General features: G+C 37.9%; 21 protein-coding genes and 1 riboswitch. Of the genes, 12 read left to right on the forward strand and 9 right to left on the reverse strand.

What is annotated here, in order from left to right:
- The first annotated feature begins 44 nt into the window (after positions 1-44).
- Positions 45-305 (forward strand): chlororespiratory reduction protein 7, encoded by a 261-nt coding sequence (locus FJR06_RS13810; RefSeq protein WP_015078241.1) that lies wholly within the window; start codon positions 45-47, stop codon positions 303-305.
- A 17-nt stretch (positions 306-322) separates the two neighbouring features.
- Here FJR06_RS13810 and FJR06_RS13815 read toward each other — a convergent pair whose 3' ends face one another.
- The 3 genes from FJR06_RS13815 to FJR06_RS13825 form a co-directional block, all read right to left on the reverse strand.
- Positions 323-1225, reverse strand: coding sequence for a cation diffusion facilitator family transporter (locus tag FJR06_RS13815; RefSeq protein ID WP_168651631.1), 903 nt, complete (start codon positions 1223-1225; stop codon positions 323-325).
- Between the two features lie 531 nt (positions 1226-1756).
- Positions 1757-4480, reverse strand: coding sequence for a DEAD/DEAH box helicase family protein (locus FJR06_RS13820; protein WP_168651632.1), 2724 nt, complete (start codon positions 4478-4480; stop codon positions 1757-1759).
- 12 nt (positions 4481-4492) lie between these two features.
- Positions 4493-6409: a site-specific DNA-methyltransferase gene (locus FJR06_RS13825; protein WP_168651633.1), complete on the reverse strand. Its 1917-nt coding sequence runs from the start codon at positions 6407-6409 to the stop codon at positions 4493-4495.
- A 142-nt stretch (positions 6410-6551) separates the two neighbouring features.
- Here FJR06_RS13825 and FJR06_RS13830 point away from each other — a divergent pair, with 142 nt between their 5' ends.
- Positions 6552-7775 carry an FIST N-terminal domain-containing protein gene (locus FJR06_RS13830; protein WP_168651634.1) on the forward strand — a complete coding sequence of 408 codons (1224 nt, stop codon included), beginning with the start codon at positions 6552-6554 and terminating at the stop codon, positions 7773-7775.
- A gap of 76 nt (positions 7776-7851) precedes the next feature.
- Here the strand turns inward: FJR06_RS13830 and FJR06_RS13835 are convergent, their stop codons facing one another.
- Complete coding sequence (locus tag FJR06_RS13835) at positions 7852-8952, reverse strand: metallophosphoesterase (RefSeq protein WP_015078237.1); 1101 nt, start codon at positions 8950-8952, stop codon at positions 7852-7854.
- Positions 8953-9103: 151 nt separating this feature from the next.
- Between FJR06_RS13835 and trmB the strand changes: the two genes are divergently transcribed.
- Entirely contained in the window at positions 9104-9739 is a 636-nt protein-coding gene (trmB, locus tag FJR06_RS13840; protein ID WP_015078236.1) for a tRNA (guanosine(46)-N7)-methyltransferase TrmB, read from the forward strand.
- 81 nt (positions 9740-9820) lie between these two features.
- Here the strand turns inward: trmB and pth are convergent, their stop codons facing one another.
- From pth to FJR06_RS13860, 4 genes are all read right to left on the reverse strand, one after another.
- Positions 9821-10462, reverse strand: coding sequence for an aminoacyl-tRNA hydrolase (gene pth, locus FJR06_RS13845; RefSeq protein ID WP_168651635.1), 642 nt, complete (start codon positions 10460-10462; stop codon positions 9821-9823).
- Entirely contained in the window at positions 10459-10719 is a 261-nt protein-coding gene (locus FJR06_RS13850) for a TatA/E family twin arginine-targeting protein translocase (protein ID WP_015078234.1), read from the reverse strand. Before FJR06_RS13850 ends, pth begins: the two co-directional genes overlap by 4 nt.
- A gap of 301 nt (positions 10720-11020) precedes the next feature.
- Entirely contained in the window at positions 11021-11224 is a 204-nt protein-coding gene (gene psbH / locus FJR06_RS13855; protein ID WP_015078233.1) for a photosystem II reaction center phosphoprotein PsbH, read from the reverse strand.
- 379 nt (positions 11225-11603) lie between these two features.
- On the reverse strand, positions 11604-12029 hold the full coding sequence (locus FJR06_RS13860; RefSeq protein WP_168651636.1) for a GxxExxY protein: 426 nt from the start codon (positions 12027-12029) through the stop codon (positions 11604-11606).
- Between the two features lie 244 nt (positions 12030-12273).
- Here FJR06_RS13860 and FJR06_RS13865 point away from each other — a divergent pair, with 244 nt between their 5' ends.
- The 9 genes from FJR06_RS13865 (at position 12274) to FJR06_RS13905 (ending at position 17759) form a co-directional block, all read left to right on the forward strand.
- Positions 12274-13008 (forward strand): hypothetical protein, encoded by a 735-nt coding sequence (locus FJR06_RS13865; RefSeq protein ID WP_168651637.1) that lies wholly within the window; start codon positions 12274-12276, stop codon positions 13006-13008.
- The gene (locus tag FJR06_RS13870) at positions 13008-13481 is read left to right on the forward strand and encodes a DUF2726 domain-containing protein (protein WP_168651638.1); all 474 of its coding nucleotides are present in this window, start codon (positions 13008-13010) and stop codon (positions 13479-13481) included. Before FJR06_RS13865 ends, FJR06_RS13870 begins: the two co-directional genes overlap by 1 nt.
- A 227-nt stretch (positions 13482-13708) precedes the next feature.
- Positions 13709-13805: riboswitch (TPP riboswitch) on the forward strand.
- A 7-nt stretch (positions 13806-13812) separates the two neighbouring features.
- On the forward strand, positions 13813-15186 hold the full coding sequence (gene thiC, locus FJR06_RS13875; RefSeq protein ID WP_168466589.1) for a phosphomethylpyrimidine synthase: 1374 nt from the start codon (positions 13813-13815) through the stop codon (positions 15184-15186).
- A gap of 101 nt (positions 15187-15287) precedes the next feature.
- Positions 15288-15467, forward strand: coding sequence for a PCP reductase family protein (locus FJR06_RS13880; protein ID WP_015078228.1), 180 nt, complete (start codon positions 15288-15290; stop codon positions 15465-15467).
- A gap of 6 nt (positions 15468-15473) precedes the next feature.
- On the forward strand, positions 15474-16373 hold the full coding sequence (locus FJR06_RS13885) for a hypothetical protein (protein WP_015078227.1): 900 nt from the start codon (positions 15474-15476) through the stop codon (positions 16371-16373).
- 83 nt (positions 16374-16456) lie between these two features.
- Positions 16457-16693, forward strand: coding sequence for a translationally controlled tumor protein (locus tag FJR06_RS13890; RefSeq protein WP_015078226.1), 237 nt, complete (start codon positions 16457-16459; stop codon positions 16691-16693).
- 27 nt (positions 16694-16720) lie between these two features.
- Positions 16721-17071 carry a hypothetical protein gene (locus FJR06_RS24400; protein WP_015078225.1) on the forward strand — a complete coding sequence of 117 codons (351 nt, stop codon included), beginning with the start codon at positions 16721-16723 and terminating at the stop codon, positions 17069-17071.
- The gene (locus tag FJR06_RS13900; RefSeq protein ID WP_015078224.1) at positions 17064-17408 is read left to right on the forward strand and encodes a type II toxin-antitoxin system PemK/MazF family toxin; all 345 of its coding nucleotides are present in this window, start codon (positions 17064-17066) and stop codon (positions 17406-17408) included. The genes FJR06_RS24400 and FJR06_RS13900 overlap by 8 nt, the downstream gene beginning before the upstream one ends.
- A gap of 135 nt (positions 17409-17543) precedes the next feature.
- Positions 17544-17759 (forward strand): hypothetical protein, encoded by a 216-nt coding sequence (locus FJR06_RS13905; protein ID WP_015078223.1) that lies wholly within the window; start codon positions 17544-17546, stop codon positions 17757-17759.
- 72 nt (positions 17760-17831) lie between these two features.
- Here FJR06_RS13905 and hflX read toward each other — a convergent pair whose 3' ends face one another.
- Positions 17832-19568 (reverse strand): GTPase HflX, encoded by a 1737-nt coding sequence (gene hflX, locus FJR06_RS13910; protein ID WP_015078222.1) that lies wholly within the window; start codon positions 19566-19568, stop codon positions 17832-17834.
- Positions 19569-19690 lie beyond the last annotated feature (122 nt).

Raw genomic sequence — 19690 nt, forward strand, 5'->3', positions numbered from 1 at the left:
TACCAATTACCAATTACCAATTACCAAATTACTAATTACTAAAAATGCCAAATCAATTAATGTATCAGCAGGACGATTTTGTTGTTTTGGAAACAAATCAACCAGAACAATTTCTGACAGTGGCGGAATTATTAATCAAGCTGGAAAAAACTTTATCACAAATTGCATTCGCGGATTTACCATTGGATGTGCAAAAATTTGAGTCTGTTAGCGAACAAGCACAATACTTGCTGGATACAAGTTGTAATTTAGATGTGGGGCCTGGAGAATATTTACAGTGGTATGCGGTGCGGTTGGAAAAATAAAATTATTTGCTACCAAATTAGGTTTGTTCGGCTTCAAAGGTGATGCGCTCAGATTGATATGCAGGTGGCTCAACATGAATTAAAATCCTGACGGGATGAAAACGTTGTTCTAGTTGTTTTTCAACTTCCTCTGTGATATTGTGAGCCGTTTCTACATCTGGTGCATCAACAATTAAGTGCATTTCTATAAACACTTGACGACCAATGACACCACGGGAAGCGATATCATGACAGTTAAGGACACCGGGGACAGAAACTGCAATTGTATGAATAGTTTCCGGGGCTATGGCCATTTGATCCACAAGCCAGGGCAAATTCTCGGTTAGAACTGACCAACCACTCCAAAATACCAGTAAAGCTACTGGGAAAGCTAGTGCTACATCTAACCACTGATAACCCAGCCACACACCAATTAAACCACCAATAACGGAGATTGTCACCCAAACATCACTCATGGTATGGGTAGCATCAGCGATTAAAATGGAACTACCTACTCTTTTTCCCACATTCCGTTCATAAAAGGCGACAAAAATATTTATTCCTAACACAATCAGTAATAACCACAATTCTGGAGGTGATACTTTTACAGGTTCGCCACCTTTGAGGATTCTTTCTAATGCACCTTGGACAATTTCAAAACAAGCTATTCCTAAAAATGCAGCTATCCCCAAAGCGCCTAGTGCTTCAAATTTATTATGCCCATAAGGATGCTCTCGATCTGGCAATGGTGAAGAAAACTTAATAGCAACTAAGCCTAAGACATTATTGGCACTATCAGTCACACTATGTAAAGCATCAGCCAGCAAACTTAAAGAACCTGTCCAATGACCCACAAGGACTTTTAAGCCCATTACAAATACGTTAAGCAGTAGGGTAATAATTAAAACTTTTCTTACTTCCGTGCGGTTATCGTAAATCATATATTAATCTTTTGTTAATCTTGTGTGATTTGTGGAAAAAAAGACTAGAGAATTTGTTTTCTTTAACTATTACTGTACAACAATAGGTATTTATTTCTAGGAATAAATATACAGGAAATATGTCAAAAACTGCTTATTAAGAATTTATCTCTTTATTGAACAAAAAGGAACAAAAGATCCCCCACTTCTTTGAGAAGTCGGGGATCTGGATATGGTAATGTGAATAATTACGAATAATTATTAATAAGTAGGTTATGTCTTCTGCACCTCTTACACCAAATCTGGTAGAAGGTTCTATTTCTGTTAGTTTTTCACCCCAAGCAGCGCGAGAATTAATGTCTAAACTATGATTTTTGTGATTTTGATGATTTTTATGATGAATCCCTCATTTTCATCAAAATAATCCTACAAATCATAGTTCAGACGTTTTTCTCGTTCCCATACTCTGTATGGGAATGAATTCTATAAGGCTCTGCCTTCAAACCATTTCTTCTAATTTTACCTCATAATCGCCCTGCATTTCCGGTTTATTTAGATCGTAATCTCATTAACGCTAGTTACCACTCGGTAATCTACTCCTAATGCTTGATGAAAATGCTTTTCACCACAGATAATTTTACGTTTTTCATCAGGTCGCAATTCATCTAAATTTCTTGTACCTTTTGTTTCACGAATCAGGTAAAGAAGCGGTTTCCCTACTGCTTCTCCATGTTCGTCTCTATCTTCCATAATAACTGCCCAATCTGGATTATATTCCCCTACTGGTGTAGGTACAGTAAACCAATTAGGAAGTTTGAAAAATAGTTTTACATCATCTCGTTGTTCTAAATCTGCAACAAATTTACCTTCAATACTATTTTGTATATTTTCGGCTTGACTATCAACAATCACATGATCATAAACCGAACGATTTGCCGGAATTAGATATTCTTGCCAAGTTTCAATCTCATCTTGAAACTGAGTCATTTCATACCAATTATCTATTTTTTCGTATTGAATCCCATTTACTAAATGATCTGCTAGTTTATTTTTAATAATTTGTACTGCTACTGTAGCAAATTCATGAGGATTAGAAAGTACACTTTTTTGATTATTCAATCGTTTTAATATTGTTAATAAGGTATGACGAGTTAATGATACAGATGGAGTTGTGTTCTCCAACAAGTCTACCATGATAGTAATTACATTAGGTAAAGGTCGCTTTCCAGTTAACGTCATAGCTGTTTTACTGGTGGTAAGTTGTATGGTTTCTAATATATCTTCATTGCCTACCTCTACCCGTGCTTTAGTAATAGTAATCCGAGGAGGATTAATAGTTTTGGTATTTAATTCCTTAACTACTTCCTCAATCAATGTTTCTGTATCAATTTGTACAGCATAACGAGTTTTATGTTTAATTTTTTCCCACAATTCCTGAAATTCTGGTTTTAATAAATATTCTTTACGTAATTTAGCTATATCTTTTTCTCTAGCGTTAGGTGGTTTTGGTGGTACACCTTCTTTACCATACTCATCTTCAATTTCTTGTTGTAATGTTGCTACATATTTTTCATAACTTTCGTTAGCTATAACGGTTAAAATATTGATTCTCTCATCAAATATTCTTTCTCCTGTTTGATTTACAGCTAATCTCACACCCCGGCCAATTTCTTGGCGTTTTTTAGTTTCTGATGTTGTTTGATTGAGGGTACAAATTTGAAAAACATTAGGATTATCCCAACCTTCTCTTAATGCAGAATGGGAAAATATAAAAGCTACAGGTTCATCTAAAGAAAGTAATCTCTCTTTATCTTTCATGATTAAGTTATAAGCTTCTTCGTCTTTTTTAGCTGTGCCAGTGGTGCTATCTTCAAAAACAGTTTCTCCTCCCTTTTTGCGCTTTTGGGCAAAATAAGCAGATTGGACTTGTTCAGGTGTCAATGATTCCCATTCTGGATATTTTACCTTTAACTCTTCAAAGGCTTGCTTAAATAATTGACAGATAATACCATCTTGCCCAGTGTCAGTTTTATAATTAGCAACTTTATCTATAAAGAATAGTGAAATAACTTTGATACCTTGAGATTTGAGTCTTTTCTGTTTAAGAAAATGTTCTTTAATAGTGTAACGAATTTGTGCCTCAAAAATAGCTTCTTTATCAGTTCCCTTAGATTCACCTCTACTAATTTCTAAGTTATTGGTAAAAAGCACTGTTTGAGAACCAGGATTAATTTCTTCTATTTGAAAATCTGCATATTCACTGCGGTTAGTTTTTTCAAATAGAGAATCTCCTGGTTTTACTGTAATTACCTTTTCTTTAACTGTACCATTTTTTTGTAATTGATGAACAGCAATTTTAGCAGTAATAGTTTTCTTTTGACTGGTAATACTTTCTAATCGCAAAAATACTTGATTAAAGTCATTTTCTTTGATGACAGAACCTATTTCAATTTTTTTAACTAAACCTTGATTATAAGCAGCGCAGGGGGTTAACCGATAAATTAAATTATAGGGGTTTTTGTGAGTTGCACTATAGCGAAGAATAAACAAAGGATGAAGGGATGCTAAAGCTGCAATACTTTTTTCACTCTCCATATTTTGCGGTTCATCTAATATTAAAATAGGACGGGTTGATTGTACTAAATGTAGTGGTGTTTCACCCATTAACCTATCTGTACTCTGACGAATAACATTAGCAGCTTTATTAAAAGCATCTATTGTCATTACCATAATTTCTAATCCATCAGAAAGTGCAAATTGACGCACTTGGGAAAGATTGACAGAATCATAAATATAATAACGATAAGGTGGATTACTATAAAGTTCTCGAAAATGTCTTTCAGTAACTTTTAATGTTTTTAAAACTCCTTCCCGCACAGCAACGGAAGGAACAACTATAATAAATTTACGCAATCCGTAACGCTGAAATAATTGTAAAGCAGTGCGTAAATAAACATAAGTTTTACCTGTTCCTGTTTCCATTTCCACGGAAAAGTTAGGAACGTAAATTGTTTTTTTACCTCTTATTGTTTCTATCGTTTCTTCAATATATTGAAGTGATTCATCAGGTAAAATATCATTTTTTTGTTGGACAGCTTGCAGATTTTCTAATAAATTTTCTGCATCTAAATCCAGACGATTCATAACAGCAGCAGAACCCCATTCTAAAATCAAACTCATGTCTAATTCTATGCGGGGTTGACCTTCTAATAAATTAGTAACGGCTTCTATAGCATCAATTTGATATTCTTGGTTGGCATCAAATCTAAATTCCATCTGCTACTCCTTTTAAATAGTTTTTAGTCTACATTGCAGGACTAAATTAGCGGCTGTAGTGTCATCTATTGCCATGTCACGGCAAATTAATAAATCGTTTTTAGTTAATTTTAATGTTCTCGCTGTTTCAAAATGAAACTGATTATCAAGACTAATATAAAAATGCTGTCTTTTATCTTCGTCAGTTATTTTGTAGATAGTAGCAGATTCAATTTCTGTAACTTCCTCAATGCGAGATGTCAAGCTATAACCTTGTTTGAGCATGACTTCATATATTACATTTTCCGGTTTCCAGCCATCAACTAAAGGATCATTAAATAGTTCTAGTTGTTCTATATATGCTTCGGTTTCTGTATCAGATGGTAATTCGGCTGATTGACGATAATTAGATTTAGATAATTTTAAAACTTTGAAACCTAAATCTTCTGGAGTTTCCCGATTTTGCAATGGGAGTTTACCATTGTCGGAATTTTTTATTTTCTGAATACTGCGACGAATACGCTCTTTACTAAGATCAGCAATTGTAGGAAACTGTGGATTATCTGTTTTTTGTGGTAACTGAACTAGAATAAACCGACGATCACCCGTATCTTCATGATTCAATTCTAATACTACCTGGGCTGTAGTAGCAGAACCCGCAAAAAAATCAAGAATAATATCAGCTGAATCTGTATTTGTAGATAATTCAACTATACGTTTGATTAACCGGGTTGGTTTTGGTGTATCAAAAGATTGAGATGCTTCTGGAAAGAGAGATTTAATCTGTTTTTTGGCTTCATCATTATGTCCAACATCTTTATGTTGCCACCAAGTATCTGATACAACACCTTTAACTTCTGAGAGAAATCTTTTGTAACGAGGAACTTCATTTTCTTGATTTAATCCCCACCAAACTCTGTTATCTTTAATATTTTGTTCATGGCGTTGCTTACTATATCGCCATACAGCACTACGACTAGGAAATATTTCATTCCCTGTTTTTGGATGAATTATTGGGTAATAAAGATTAGGTCTTTGTTCTGCCGATTTATTGCATAAATAGTCTGAAGATGTCCACAATCCTCGTGAATCATTATCAGGATTTTTATATAGTTTATTTTGTTCTTCTGTACGTTCCATGCGCCCAATAATAGCTAGTTGTTTACCGCTATCTAGAAACTGCTTTTGCTTACTATAAACCAATATAAAATCATGGGTAGCTGAAAAATCAACAGTATCATTAGCTGGAGCATATTTTTTTTGCCAACATACGCAAGCAACAAAATTCTCTTCTCCAAAAATCTCATTCATCAACAACCGCAAATTATGAACCTCATGATCATCAATACTCACGAAAATTACCCCATCTTCTCTTAACAATTGCCGTGCTAAAAAAAGACGGGGATACATCATAGACAACCAAGCAGAATGATAACGTCCACTGGTTTCAGGATTGCTAGTTTGTAAATTACCTTCACTATCTTTTTGACCTGTTAATTCTAAATAGTTATCAAGAGGATCTGTATAATTATCGGGATAAATAAAATCATTTCCCGTATTGTAGGGAGGATCAATATAAATCATCTTTACTTGTCCAGAATAGGACTTGCGAATTAATTTTAAAACTTCTAAATTATCACCTTCAATAAACAGGTTTTGAGTATTATCAAAATCTACTGATTCAGAACGTTCTGGTTTTAATGTTGCCTTACTGGGTGTTTGTAACATCTGAATAGCTTCACGCTTACCAGCCCAAGTAAAAGAGTAACGTTCTGGCCGATCATCTGTATTTTTTCCTAAAGTTGCCTTTACTAAAGTTGCCTTTAACTTATCAAAATCTATCTCACCTTCTGTAAACACTTCTGGAAAAATGGCTTTAAGCTGCTCAAGTTGTTCAGCCTTGATATCACCAGAAGTTATTTCTACTTTATCTATATCTCTTTTGTTCATTGACTGTGTGTATTTTTATGTTGCAAATTTTACTAAGAAACTAGATTCTTTAATACATTTTAACAGAAAGTCAACAATCACCAATCACCAAACTTAGTTAAAATAATCAACTAACCTCAACACAGAAATAAGCCGAAAACTCATGGCAGATCAAATGCAGTGGACAAATGCCCTATCAACCCGTCCTTCCTTAGAAGCGGCTATTAACGATGTCGTAGAACAAGCAGTGGCATCTTTAACAGCACCAGCACATTTAGGGCTGGTATTCATTTCTTCTGCCTTTATGAGTGAGTATTCCCGACTTTTGCCTTTATTGGCGGAAAAGCTTTCTGTACCTGTATTAATTGGTTGTAGTGCTGGGGGTGTAATTGGCAGAAAACAGGCAGGAGAAACCGAAGAAATAGAAGCAGAACCCGCCCTGAGTCTAACTTTAGCCCATCTTCCCGGTGTCGAAATCCGACCTTTTCATATTGTCGCCGAAGAATTGCCAGATTCCGATAGTTCCCCCACCGCTTGGATTGATTTGCTAGGTGTGCCACCTTCCGTAGTCCCCCAATTTATTCTGCTGTCTAGTCCCTTTGCTTCAGGAACGAATGATTTGTTGCAGGGGTTAGATTTTGCCTATCCAGGTTCTGTGGTGGTGGGAGGACAGGCCAGCAGCGGCTTTATGAATGGTCGCGTCGGCTTATTTTGTAATGATAAATTGTATCGGGAAGGGACGGTAGGCATCGCTTTAAGTGGCAATATCGTCTTAGATACCATTGTAGCCCAAGGATGTCGTCCCATTGGTGAACCGTTGCAAGTCACCAAAGCGGAACGGAATATTATTGTTGAGTTAGATGAAAAAGTCCCGTTGGTGGTATTGCGAAATTTAATTAGTAGTTTAAGTGAAGAAGATCGAACTTTAGCACAACATTCTTTATTTGTAGGTTTAGCAATGGATGAATTTCGGCTAAATTTACATTCAGGGGATTTTTTAATTCGCAATATTTTAGGAGTAGATCCTAATGCTGGGGCGATCGCAATTGGCGATCGCATTCGTGCCGGACAAAGGTTACAATTTCATCTGAGAGATGCCGAAGCATCAGCCCAAGATTTAGAAATTTTACTGCAAGAATATCAAAGTCAAAATGCCAGCGAACCATCTCCCGTAGGCGCTTTAATGTTCACCTGTTTAGGACGAGGAACAGGACTTTATGGCAAACCTAATTTTGATTCTCAACTATTTAGCCGATACCTCCATGATTTACCAATGGGTGGCTTTTTCTGCGGTGGTGAAATCGGTCCAGTCAGCGGCAGAACTTTCTTACATGGCTATACTTCTGTATTTGCTATTTGTCGTTCTTTAATCAGTGATAACAGCTAATGGTTAAATATAGCCGAGAAATAAGAAAATTACATCCTGTAAATCCTTAAATCCTGTAAATCCTGATTCAGACAATTTACCCAATTAAAAGCGTACTATGATTATCAATTAAAGCTGTATTACCATCATTAACCGCACTATATTCTTCGATATAACGACGGACATGAATAGGAAAATGTGGATATTCTAACATAGCATCACCATCGGCAATAGTTGCCCAAAAATCCCGTAAACCGGGAGCTAGGATTTGTGCCTGTGCTAGTGGTAAACTTAAAGGTGGTAAAGTCAATAATTTGAGGACAAAAGGATAAGAGCGATCGCCCATCCATTGCCGTGATAATGTTTGTAAATTGGGAAAATCTGGCACTGATTCCACACGATGAGAAACAACTTGTAAGGATTCGTTACCCAATTCATCGCGGTTAAATTCTAATACTCGATAAGGATGAGGATAGCTGACTAAAGAACCCGTGGTAATATCATATATTCCTTCTGCATAAGCAATATCTTGAACGTGCAAATGTCCTGTAAATACTAACTTAACTCCATAGCGTTGTAATAATGTCCGCAGTTCTGCTGCATTTTCCAGCATATAACGATTTGCCATCGGATGATTTGATTGATTAGGTAAATGTTCAACCACATTGTGATGGATCATTACTAAAACCAATTCATCTTTAATGCTTGCTAATTCCCGTTCTAACCACTGGAATTGTTGACTATCTAACCGTCCTATTTGCTCACCTTGATCATTAAATGAGTTAGAATTAAGACCGATTAACCTCACTCCTGGGAATATCTGCCGATTGTAATAATGTTGTTGAGGATTTTCATAACCAAATTGTTGGTAATAATAGGGAAAATCTGCAAAACCAATTGATTGTTCATTAGCCATTAAAACAGGGAGATCATGATTACCAGGAATCACATAAGATGGAAAAGGTAATTGAGATAGCCTGTTTTGTAACCAATTGTGATTTGCTGGTTCACCATGTTGGGTTAAGTCTCCAGGGATCAACAAAAAATCTAAATCTAATTGGGTTAAATGTGCTAATACACTATCAAAAGCTGGAATACTCACTTCCACCAAATGAAAGCGACTAGGATGATCCCAGATGGTTTCAGGAAGCGCAATGTGTAAGTCGCTAACTATAGCAAAACGAAAATTGAGTTTCATTGATTTTAAGAAAATGTTAAAAATAAAGTTGCAAAAATTCTTATTCTTAAAGTATAACCCTCACTGTGTATACCTGTGTAGGAATATTTAGACTTAATAATATTTATATACATTTGTTTAGAATTGTTGTTTTTTTTAAGGAGAGTAAATTTTGTCACCTGTTCGAGTTCGTCAGCACGTTAACCCCCTTGCGAGTAAGTTCCAAACCCCAGCCGCTTCTCCAGAATGGGAAAAGATTTATATCCAACAAAACCTACCTCTACATTTAGATATCGGTTGTGCTAGAGGTAGATTTGTCCTCAAAATGGCACAGGTAGAACCAAATTGGAATTTTTTAGGTTTAGAAATTCGAGAACCGCTAGTAGTAGAAGCAAATAGAATCCGCGACGAAATGGAATTAACAAATTTGCATTATCTGTTTGCAAATGTGAATAATTCCCTAGTTTCCTTATTATCAACATTACCTGTAGGAAGGTTGCAAAAAGTTACAATTCAATTTCCTGATCCTTGGTTTAAAAATCGCCATGCAAAACGTCGGGTAGTGCAACCAGAATTAGTCACAGAATTAGCAAAATATTTAACAGTTGGTGGTATTGTTTTCCTGCAATCTGATATAGAATTTGTAGCAGTAGAAATGTGCGATCGCTTTGATGAACATCCTGCATTTGAAAAGCTAGGAACAACAACATGGTTAACCGAAAACCCCCTTCCTGTCCCCACAGAACGGGAAATAGCCACTCAAAACAAAGGTGAACCAGTTTATCGGGCTTTATTTAGAAAACTATAATCCGATATCCTGGGGGTAACGATGCCGAATTTTGTCAGCGGGAATGGGGCGCATCTCTAACAGACATTCGCTGTAGCTGGGTCAGGTGCCGTCTTGTGTCAATGACTGATTGCAAAGATTCATGGACTTTTCTACTCCCTGTTTGAAACTAAATTCAACACACTCAACGACAAAGTTTAAAACTTGAGACATGACTTTATTCTCAGTGGCAGAAAATCGCCCTAAAACATGAGAAACAGTATGAGAATTATCCCCATCTATTGCGTTCTTTGGTTTACCTATACCAATTCTTAATCTAGGAAAATTTTGGGTATTCAGATGAGAAATAATACTTTTCATGCCATTATGTCCACCCGCAGATCCAGACAACCGCAGACGAGTTTTGCCCAAGGGTAAATCTAGATCATCATAAATGATTAAGATTGATTCAGGCGGTATTTTGTACCAATTGGTTACGGCTTGAATAGCTTGTCCTGAAAGATTCATATAGGTTAAGGGTTTGAGTAAGCGAATTTTCCCCTTACCTGCTGCATTCCCTTCGCCAAATTCTCCTTGAAACTTGCGATTTTCAGCTAGAGAAATTTGCCAAGCCCGAGCTAGGGTATCTATAGCTGCAAAGCCAATATTATGACGAGTTTGGTCATATTTAGGCTCTGGATTTCCCAGTCCGACAATTAGCTGGGGAATCACCACAGCCGTTGGTTTTACTTGTTCATCTTTCATCCTTGTACGTTTTCTGACTGGGTTTTTCCAGCTTCAATGTGTTTATGCTCTAATTCAGCGGTTGTTTGCACAGTTTCTTTCAATTGTTCAGATTCTTTTTTGAACTCGCTTTGAAATTCATTAGAGGCCTCTTGAAAACTGCGAATCGTTTTCCCCAAACTGCGCCCAATTTCTGGTAACTTCTTCGGTCCAAAGATTAATAATGCAACTACCATAATGACACCCATTTCTGGTAAACCGATACCAAATATATTCATTTTGCTCTCCTATAGACTGAAAAACCGCCACAACTACTCTACAGCTTTGGGATTTAGACTAATTTTATCGCTATTTTTAGGTATTTTTTTGAATAATGAAAAAACTGGGACAAGCTAGGTAAAGTTTTATACTGCTCGGTTAAGGGTAAAAAGTCGTTATATCGTAGGTTGGGTTGACGTATGTTACCCAACAAAATTCTCGATCATGTTGGGTTTTGCTGTCGCTCAACCCAACCTACATTTCCTTAACCGAATAGTATTAGGATAGATGCTAATTATCAGCTTGATGACTGGATAGCCATTAGCCGCCTAAACTGCGCCAATCAACAAGCACGTCCTGAATTAACAGAGACTTGTTATAAACTTGCAGGATAATTAGCAGAAATACCAAAAATAAACCCATAAACACACCCATTAAAGGTGTTGTTCCCCAACCTGGAGACACTTTACCATACTCAGCATTTAAGGGTCTGAGAATATCTCCTAACTTAGTCCGTTGTGCCATAGTTCACCTAAGAATTAGTTACCAAAGCTTTTTTAAATTTTTTCAGACATTCCCAAACCTTTACAGGCTGGGGATTCTTGGTTTAAACTTACCTATTTTCGATTGACCTAATCACAGGTTTAACAGTTCGCATTTACTCATGTCTTTGTCACGAATAATTACCCAAGCTTTTATCCAGTGGTGGATAAGTTCCCGGTTGTCTCACGGTACATGGATGAATCCAAAAGCTGTTCTTAAATTATCGCAGTTTGTGATCTTTGTTTAGCGATATTGCTGGAGGTTTTTGCCACATTTACAAAAATACATGATTTTCGGTGTGTTGATGCGGTTATGGAGGAATTAACGAACCGCAGAGGCGCAGAGTACACAGAGGGAAGAGTTAGAGAGAGAGGGCTATGCGTTTGATACCGTCTTTGAGGAGGGGAACGTTAAAGTTGATGAGGAGTCCTAAAGTGCGCTTGGTTATTTTGAGGTAGGAGAGAAGTTGAGCTTCGTGAATGGGGGCTAGGGTTTGCACAGCTTTTAATTCTACAACTAAACAGTCTGCAACTAAAAAATCTAATCTACCTCTACCTACATCATGTCCTTTATATGTCAAGCTTATTGACTTTTCAACCTCATGATGTATACCCCGAATCATAAATTCAACAACCAGTGCTTCCTTATACACTTCCTCCAAAAACCCAGGACCCAAAACCCGGTGTACCTCAATTGCAGCCCCAATAACCTCCCCTGTCAGCCGACTCATCTCCTCTCCTAACTCTCTTCCCTCTGCGTCCTCTGCGCCTCTGCGGTTCGTTTTCATCACATAATCCTTGCAAAAACAACTAATTACCAAATTAACCCAATTATCACCTCTACCAAACCTCTTACCTCCGTGTCCTCTGTGCCTGGAGTGGTTCGTATTCATTATAACTTCTTCTTACACTCTAATAAGAAATGTGTACTGTGTTCTGAAGAAAAAGCCGGAAAATTAGCCTTTTTCATGAAATCCAAAAATCTTAGCCAAGACTCTTGTAATTTTAGAAAATAGGGGTTAAGATATTTCCATGAACCTTAAAGAAGATTTTTGGAAAAAAGCAATGTCAAAAATTATCTACGATGTCATCCAACGCTTTGAGGTTGAAAACGGCGTTCCTCGCTTGGTTTCAACTAATATTCAGGTAATTGAAGGTGGGGAAGATTTGTTATCTTTAGCTACCAGTATTTTGGCTAAACTCGGTTTTTATGAGAAGTTTGATGAAAATAGAACATCTCAATATATAGGTTATCGACTAAAAAATCCTGGTAAGGGTGCTAAACGTTATCAATTAGTTTTAGCTCAACGTAAGGAAGGATTATGTATTTCAATTCCTAAAGATGTTTTAACAGCAAATATTTTGCATCTAACATATTTCACTGATGATGAATTCACTTATGGTTTGCTGGCTAATCTTTGGATTTTACCAAGTCAAGAAGATAGATTTTACGAATTAATGCAAACTCACTACCCAAATCTTTTAGAACTTGGTGAAATAACTGGTTTTATCCCACTTAATCGAAGAGATTTTAGAATTTATAATCGTGATCCTGGTGAAGACATTAATTTAAATAATTGTCATAATTATATTAATTCTCCAGAAGAATTTGATATTGATAAATGGGGAAATAATAGCTGTTATATGGTTATTGATTTATTAGAAGATAAACTTTTTCCTTATACATACCAGGTATGTATTAGTTCTGGTGAAGTTTTAGAAGAGTTTATCACTTACTTTGCAAAAATATTAATGGAGAAAAATTAATGTCTGTAAAACCAAAAAGACTGATTAATCCTTACGAAGAAAGAATGCTAGAGTTTCTGCAAACCTGCATAGATGAGAATTATAAAATTCATACACAGGTAAGCTTATGCTCATTTTGTGAATTAGGTAGCAGCCTTGATAGTAAACTTAGAAATTTCTTTTTTAGCTCCAGTGTAGACGCTCTGATCACAAACAAAGACTATAAACCTTGTTTAGTTGTGGAATTTCAATCTACATATCATGATTCTCATGACGCAAGAGAGCGTGATAATAAAAAATTACATTTACTAACCTTAGCAGGAGTTCCCCTAATTTATTCAAGAATTAAAGACTTTGGATTATTACATCTTTACTCTCAACAGGAAGAAGTAATATTTAATTTATTCACAGGCGAAAAACGCGAAAATGCCAAAGCCTTAATTAGAAACTATTGCGAACCATCTAATTTTTCTAACCTTCTAGCTATAGCATAGTAATTGCTAACTTACCCACCTAGCACTGAAGTGCAAGGCTAATAATAAAAGTCGTCTCAAGACGACTGAAAAAAGAAAAGATATGAGTCCGTTTTAACGGACTTTCGCTATTAGCCTGGGGTTTTAACCCTAGGCGGTTTGTGTAACCAACTACAAATCCTCCTTTCCCCATATCTTCACAATTTATCATCCCCCTCCCTCCAATCATCACCAAAATGCTACAATCTACACCATGCTAGGGGTGCTTGGGAAACCAAGCTGAGATCAAACCCTTAACACCTGAGTCTGGATAATACCAGCGGAGGGAAGCTGTTTATTTGAGGATTGTAATATGCGGACAGAATGGGTAGCCAAGCGACGTGGACAAGCTAACGTATCGCAAATGCACTACGCCCGTCAGGGTGTGATTACTGAAGAAATGGATTATGTAGCAAAGCGGGAAAAGCTGCCTGCTGAACTTATCCGCGCCGAAGTGGCACGGGGACGGATGATTATCCCTGCGAATATTAATCATACTAACTTAGAACCGATGGCCATTGGTATCGCTTCTAGTTGTAAAGTTAACGCCAATATCGGTGCTTCTCCCAATTCTTCTAACTTGCAGGAAGAAGTTGATAAACTCAACCTGGCGGTAAAATACGGTGCTGATACCGTGATGGATTTGTCCACAGGTGGCGGTAATTTAGATGAAATTCGTACCGCAATTATCAATGCTTCACCTGTTCCCATTGGTACAGTACCAGTTTACCAAGCTTTAGAAAGCGTTCACGGCACTATCGAAAATCTCACCGCTGACGATTTTCTCCACATCATCGAAAAACACGCCCAGCAAGGGGTAGACTATCAAACTATCCACGCGGGAATTTTGATTGAACATCTACCTTTAGTCAGAAGCCGCTTGACAGGGATTGTTTCTCGTGGTGGCGGAATTTTGGCGCGGTGGATGTTGCATCACCACAAACAAAACCCCCTATATACCCATTTCAACGACATCATTGAGATTTTCAAAAGATATGATGTTTCTTTCAGTTTAGGCGACTCCCTGCGCCCAGGATGTACCCATGATGCGTCCGATGAAGCCCAGTTGGCAGAACTGAAAACTCTAGGAAATCTCACCCGCAAAGCTTGGGAACATGATGTGCAAGTCATGGTGGAAGGTCCCGGCCACGTTCCTATGGATCAAATTGAGTTCAATGTCCGTAAACAAATGGAAGAGTGTTCGGAAGCACCTTTCTATGTTCTCGGTCCTTTGGTGACTGATATTGCTCCTGGTTATGATCATATTACCTCAGCTATTGGGGCAGCTATGGCGGGCTGGTACGGTACAGCGATGTTGTGTTATGTGACACCTAAAGAACATTTAGGTTTACCTGATGCTGAAGATGTGCGTAATGGCTTAATTGCGTATAAAATTGCGGCTCATGCGGCGGATATTGCTAGACATCGCCCTGGTGCTAGAGATAGAGATGATGAACTTTCTAAAGCTCGCTATAATTTCGACTGGAATCGTCAATTTGAGTTATCTTTAGACCCCGAAAGAGCGAAGGAATATCACGACGAAACTTTACCAGCAGATATCTATAAAACTGCTGAGTTTTGTTCTATGTGTGGGCCTAAGTTCTGTCCTATGCAGACTAAGGTTGATGCTGATGCTTTGACTGAATTGGAGAAGTTTTTGGCTAAAGAACCTGTAGCGCAAGGTTAATTAGTGAACAACAAGATCCCCGACTTCTTCAAGAAGTCGGGGATCTAAAACCTAGTACATCAATCCAAATCTTTATATTGAAATTAAACTCCTAAAAATCTATGAGTGAACAAATTAAATGGACTGCTGAAGCTGAAGTTAAGCTCAAAGAAATTCCTTTCTTTGTCCGTCCGTTTGCTCGCAAAAAGATTGAAACCTATGCTCAAGAGAATAGTATATCTCTAATTACTCTTGAAATTTATGAACAGGTTAAGCAACAATTTAATAAAAAATTTGGCTAACATATAATGACTCGACAATCTCATGATCAATTCGCTAAGGAATATCTGGAGGAATTATTAACACCTCTAGGAACGATTAAAAAAAGCGAAAAGGTTAAAAGTGAAGTTCAAGAAATTGATGTTTGGTTTGAACCATTTTCTGATCAAACTCAGGAAAATCTCCCTTTAGGTTTATTAGGGAAGATGGCTAAAACTCAATGTTTATTTGAGCCTTTTCGCAATCCACCATCAGAAATAGAAATTCGCAGTTGTTTACTTAAATTATATGCCGTTCATGGTGATGTAGTTAGGAAGGCAAAACGCGAAAATAGAAATATTGCTGAATCAGATTTACCGATTTTATGGATTTTAACACCAACTTTTTCATCTCGGATGATTACCGGTTTAGGTGCAACTGAAATTGTAGAAGATTGGGTTAAAGGTGTTTATTTTCTGCCGAATATTCTGAAAACAGCAATAGTTGTGATTCATCAATTACCAGAAAATGAGGATACTTTATGGTTGAGAGTTTTGGGGAAAGGAGGAACACAAAAAAGAGCAGTTGAGGAGTTAACTGAGTTACCAGAAAATCACCCTTTTCGAGAGAATTTGTTAGAAATTTTAGCGGACTGGCGCAAGAATTTAGAATTGAGAGATAATTTAAGTAGGGAAGAAGAGGAAGTAATTATGAACTTATCACCGGCTTATTTACAACAAATAGAAGACTGGAAGCAAGAAGGAAAACAGGAAGGACAACTTTTGTTGATAACTTCTCTTCTGGAAGGGCGTTTTGGTAGTTTGGATGCTGAGTTATCTGGTGTGGTGGCAAAGATTGCTAAATTTCCTATTTCTGAACGCACTCAGTTACTTCTTTCTTTGGGTAATTTATCCCGTGAGGAATTGTTGCAAAGATTACAGGATCAATAAATTTAAGGTATGGCTGTATATCTGCGGAATGTGTGATATAATGAGCCAAATTCACCGAAAACCTAGATAAAAAACCGAAGCCTATGTATATTTTCAACTGTATTTTTACGGGAAAGAAGGTATTTTCAGATGACTACTCAGCCAAAATTGAAGATGATGGTTTTGTTTGGGTTGTTGATGGGAAATATGAAGAACTCAGTGATCAAAAATTTGATGATAGCCTCTTCGGAGGTAACAAGAGTGCTGAAGGTGAAGACGTGACTGAGTACGTGACTGAGTATAAGCCTGTTGTGAATACTCTCCTAAAAGCTTTTCGTTAGTCCTGATAGTGTATATCGAGTCACTTCATGATAAATGCGATAGCGAAGCTGACCGAAGGTATCGCTTGTGGTGTGATTTTGGAGAGAGCGATAGCGAAGCGCACCGAAGGTATCGCTTATAGTGTAATTTTGGAGATAGTCATATCAAGCCCATGTTATGATATTTCTATATATAGGAAAAAAGCTATGACTGCTTTAGTACAAGAACTTCTGAATACATTCGACCGCTTGACAGACTCAGAACGGTTAGATTTGGTATTAGAGATTTTAAAGCGGACAGTTGATTTAGATTTTTCGCCCTTATCTGATGAAGATTTAGTCATGAATGCTGAGGGACTTTTTCTTGATTTAGATGAGGAAGAAGCGACCTATGAGTAGTCCTAAACGTAGTGAAGTTTGGCTAGTAGATTTAGGTTATGTGGCAAAAGTTAGACCATGTTTAGTAATCAGTATTCCTGTACTAGATCAAGATCGTGCATTAGTGACTCTTGTTCCACACACAACAAGTTCACGCAGTTCAAGATTTGAGGTACAAGTCAAAACAAATTTTCTTCGGGAAGGAGTATTTGATGTACAAAATATCATCACAATTCCTCATGCAAAGCTTTTACGCAAATTGGGAAACATAACACCAGAACAAATGCTGAAATTAGAACAGGTTCTACTATTTTGGCTGGGATTTGACGAAGAAAATGTTCAAGATGATGATGAGTAGTCTGTGCAGCAAATTGATAATTTAGTGCTTGTGTGATTTTTGGGAGTGCGATAGCGAAGCGCACCGAAGGAATCGCTGTAAAATAAAGAGATAAAATAAAATCATCCCCATTCTTCCTATGAAAACGAGGCACAAATGACTTATTTAGAACTACATCAAAAGATTGAACAACAGATATCCCAACTACCACCAGAACAGCTTTCCTTAGTTAGTGATTTTCTCGACTCTATTCAGGAAAAAAGCACCGTAAATCAACGCCCATTACGTCGTATTTCCCCCATCAAGCGAGGTAAAAAAGCAGGTGATTTACTACATTATGCTGGAACTTGGCATTGCCTCTGCTATCATTGAAAGCAGAGCCTTCTAAAATTCATTCCCATACAGAGTATGGGAACGAGAAAGAAGTCGGGGATCTAAAAACTATCAATCATCACCAACAGCGTACTGAATCAATAGAGATAGACGCTGACGCAGAGTTTCCAGTCCTAACCGCTGACTAGCAGAAATAAACACTGCTAAAGGAAACTCCTCTCTAGCCAAAGCCAGTGTTTCACTACTAACTTGATCAATTTTATTAAAAGCCACTAACGCCGGACCCGGTGTAATCGGCATTTGCGCGAGTATATCCCGAACTGCGCGAATGTGATTCAACCAAGCAGGATGAGATAAATCTACTAAATGCAGTAAAGCATCCGCTTCTGTTACCTCCTCCAACGTTGCCCGAAAAGCATCCATTAAAGATGCAGGTAACTCATGGATAAACCCTACAGTATCCGTCATCAAAGTTTCCTGGGGTGCGCCCGTTTCTGCATGAGGAATTATTAATCGCCGTGTGGTCGGGTCAAGGGTAGCAAACAGTTGGTCAGCCGTGTATACTTCCGAATTGGTGAGGGCGTTGAGTAAAGTGGATTTACCAGCGTTGGTATAACCCACCAAAGCCACTGAGGGAACTTCTCGATGTTGTCGTCGTTGACGTAACCGACAACGATGAGCTTGTAATTGATTAACTTCGTGTTGCAGTCGAGAAATCCGCTTTTGAATAGCCCGGCGTTCTGTTTCTAGCTTGGTTTCACCGGGACCCCTTGTGCCAATACCACCGCCCAATCTGGACATACCCTCACCCTTGCCCGTGAGTCGTGGCAGCATATACCCTAACTGTGCCAGTTCCACCTGTAATTTACCTGCACCAGATTGAGCGCGTTGGGCAAAAATATCTAAAATTACTTCGGTGCGGTCAACTACCCTAACACCAATTTGTGCTTCTAAATTGCGAACTTGGGAACGGGAAAGATCCCGATCAAATACTACCAAATTAGCACCTAGAGTTTGCACAGCGATCGCCACTTCTTGGACTTTACCTTCACCAATCACTGTTTGGGGATGAATACGCGATCGCTTTTGTTGTAAGGTTTGTAAAACAACACCTCCAGCCGTATCCACTAATCGGGTCAATTCCACTATGATGTCTTGGAATTGTTGCGGCGTGATATTTTCTGTTAATACCCCCACAATTACCACCCGATCATGATCAGCGTCTACCTCTTGCGCTACATACTCCCGACTAAATTCCTCTTCTAAACTTGCCACTAAGTCCAGAAAATCCTGGTCAGCCAAAGCATCTAAACTTAGAGGTGGTGAGATGTGGGAATATGTACCAGCATCTCCGATACTGATACCAGCGGATTGAGTCACAACCAATTGTCTGTTATTAGCTACCAGATGCGCCAGATAAGCTTCTTTTACGTATCCAGTTGAACCACCGCCACGCTTGGTAAATCCTCCTCCAGTAATATTAAAAACTACTAAAGCATCCAATCTTTGTAAAGCCATGGCTGTTAAGGCTGACTCACTCGGTTGTTCTGACTTGAGATTGGTAGATAAACAACGAATACCGCTCAGACGCTCTGCACCATAGCGAGGTAGTTCTAAGGGCGGAATTTGCGTTTGACGCGGAGTACCTACACCAACCCGAATTACTTGTCCACGACGATTGATATAAGTACAAATAGGTTGATTAATTTCCGTACTAATGGCTGCCAGCCGTTGAGCAAAATCAGTAGTCGTAATGCGATCGCCTGATATCCGCTGGTGGTACAGCCGCTGGAGTTGTTTTAGCTGGCTGGACTTCAAACCTTGAACATTACCAAAGATAGTCTCTATAGGCGTTTATGACCAGTTACCTGGTTCCCCCTGAATCCTGACACTGTCTATTTTACAACAGCAATTGGTCAGTTGTCAGTTGTCAGTTGTCAGTAGGGGCGAAGCATTTGGAAGATAAATTA

The organism is Dolichospermum sp. UHCC 0352 (assembly GCF_009711925.1).
Taxonomy (GTDB): domain Bacteria; phylum Cyanobacteriota; class Cyanobacteriia; order Cyanobacteriales; family Nostocaceae; genus Dolichospermum; species Dolichospermum lemmermannii.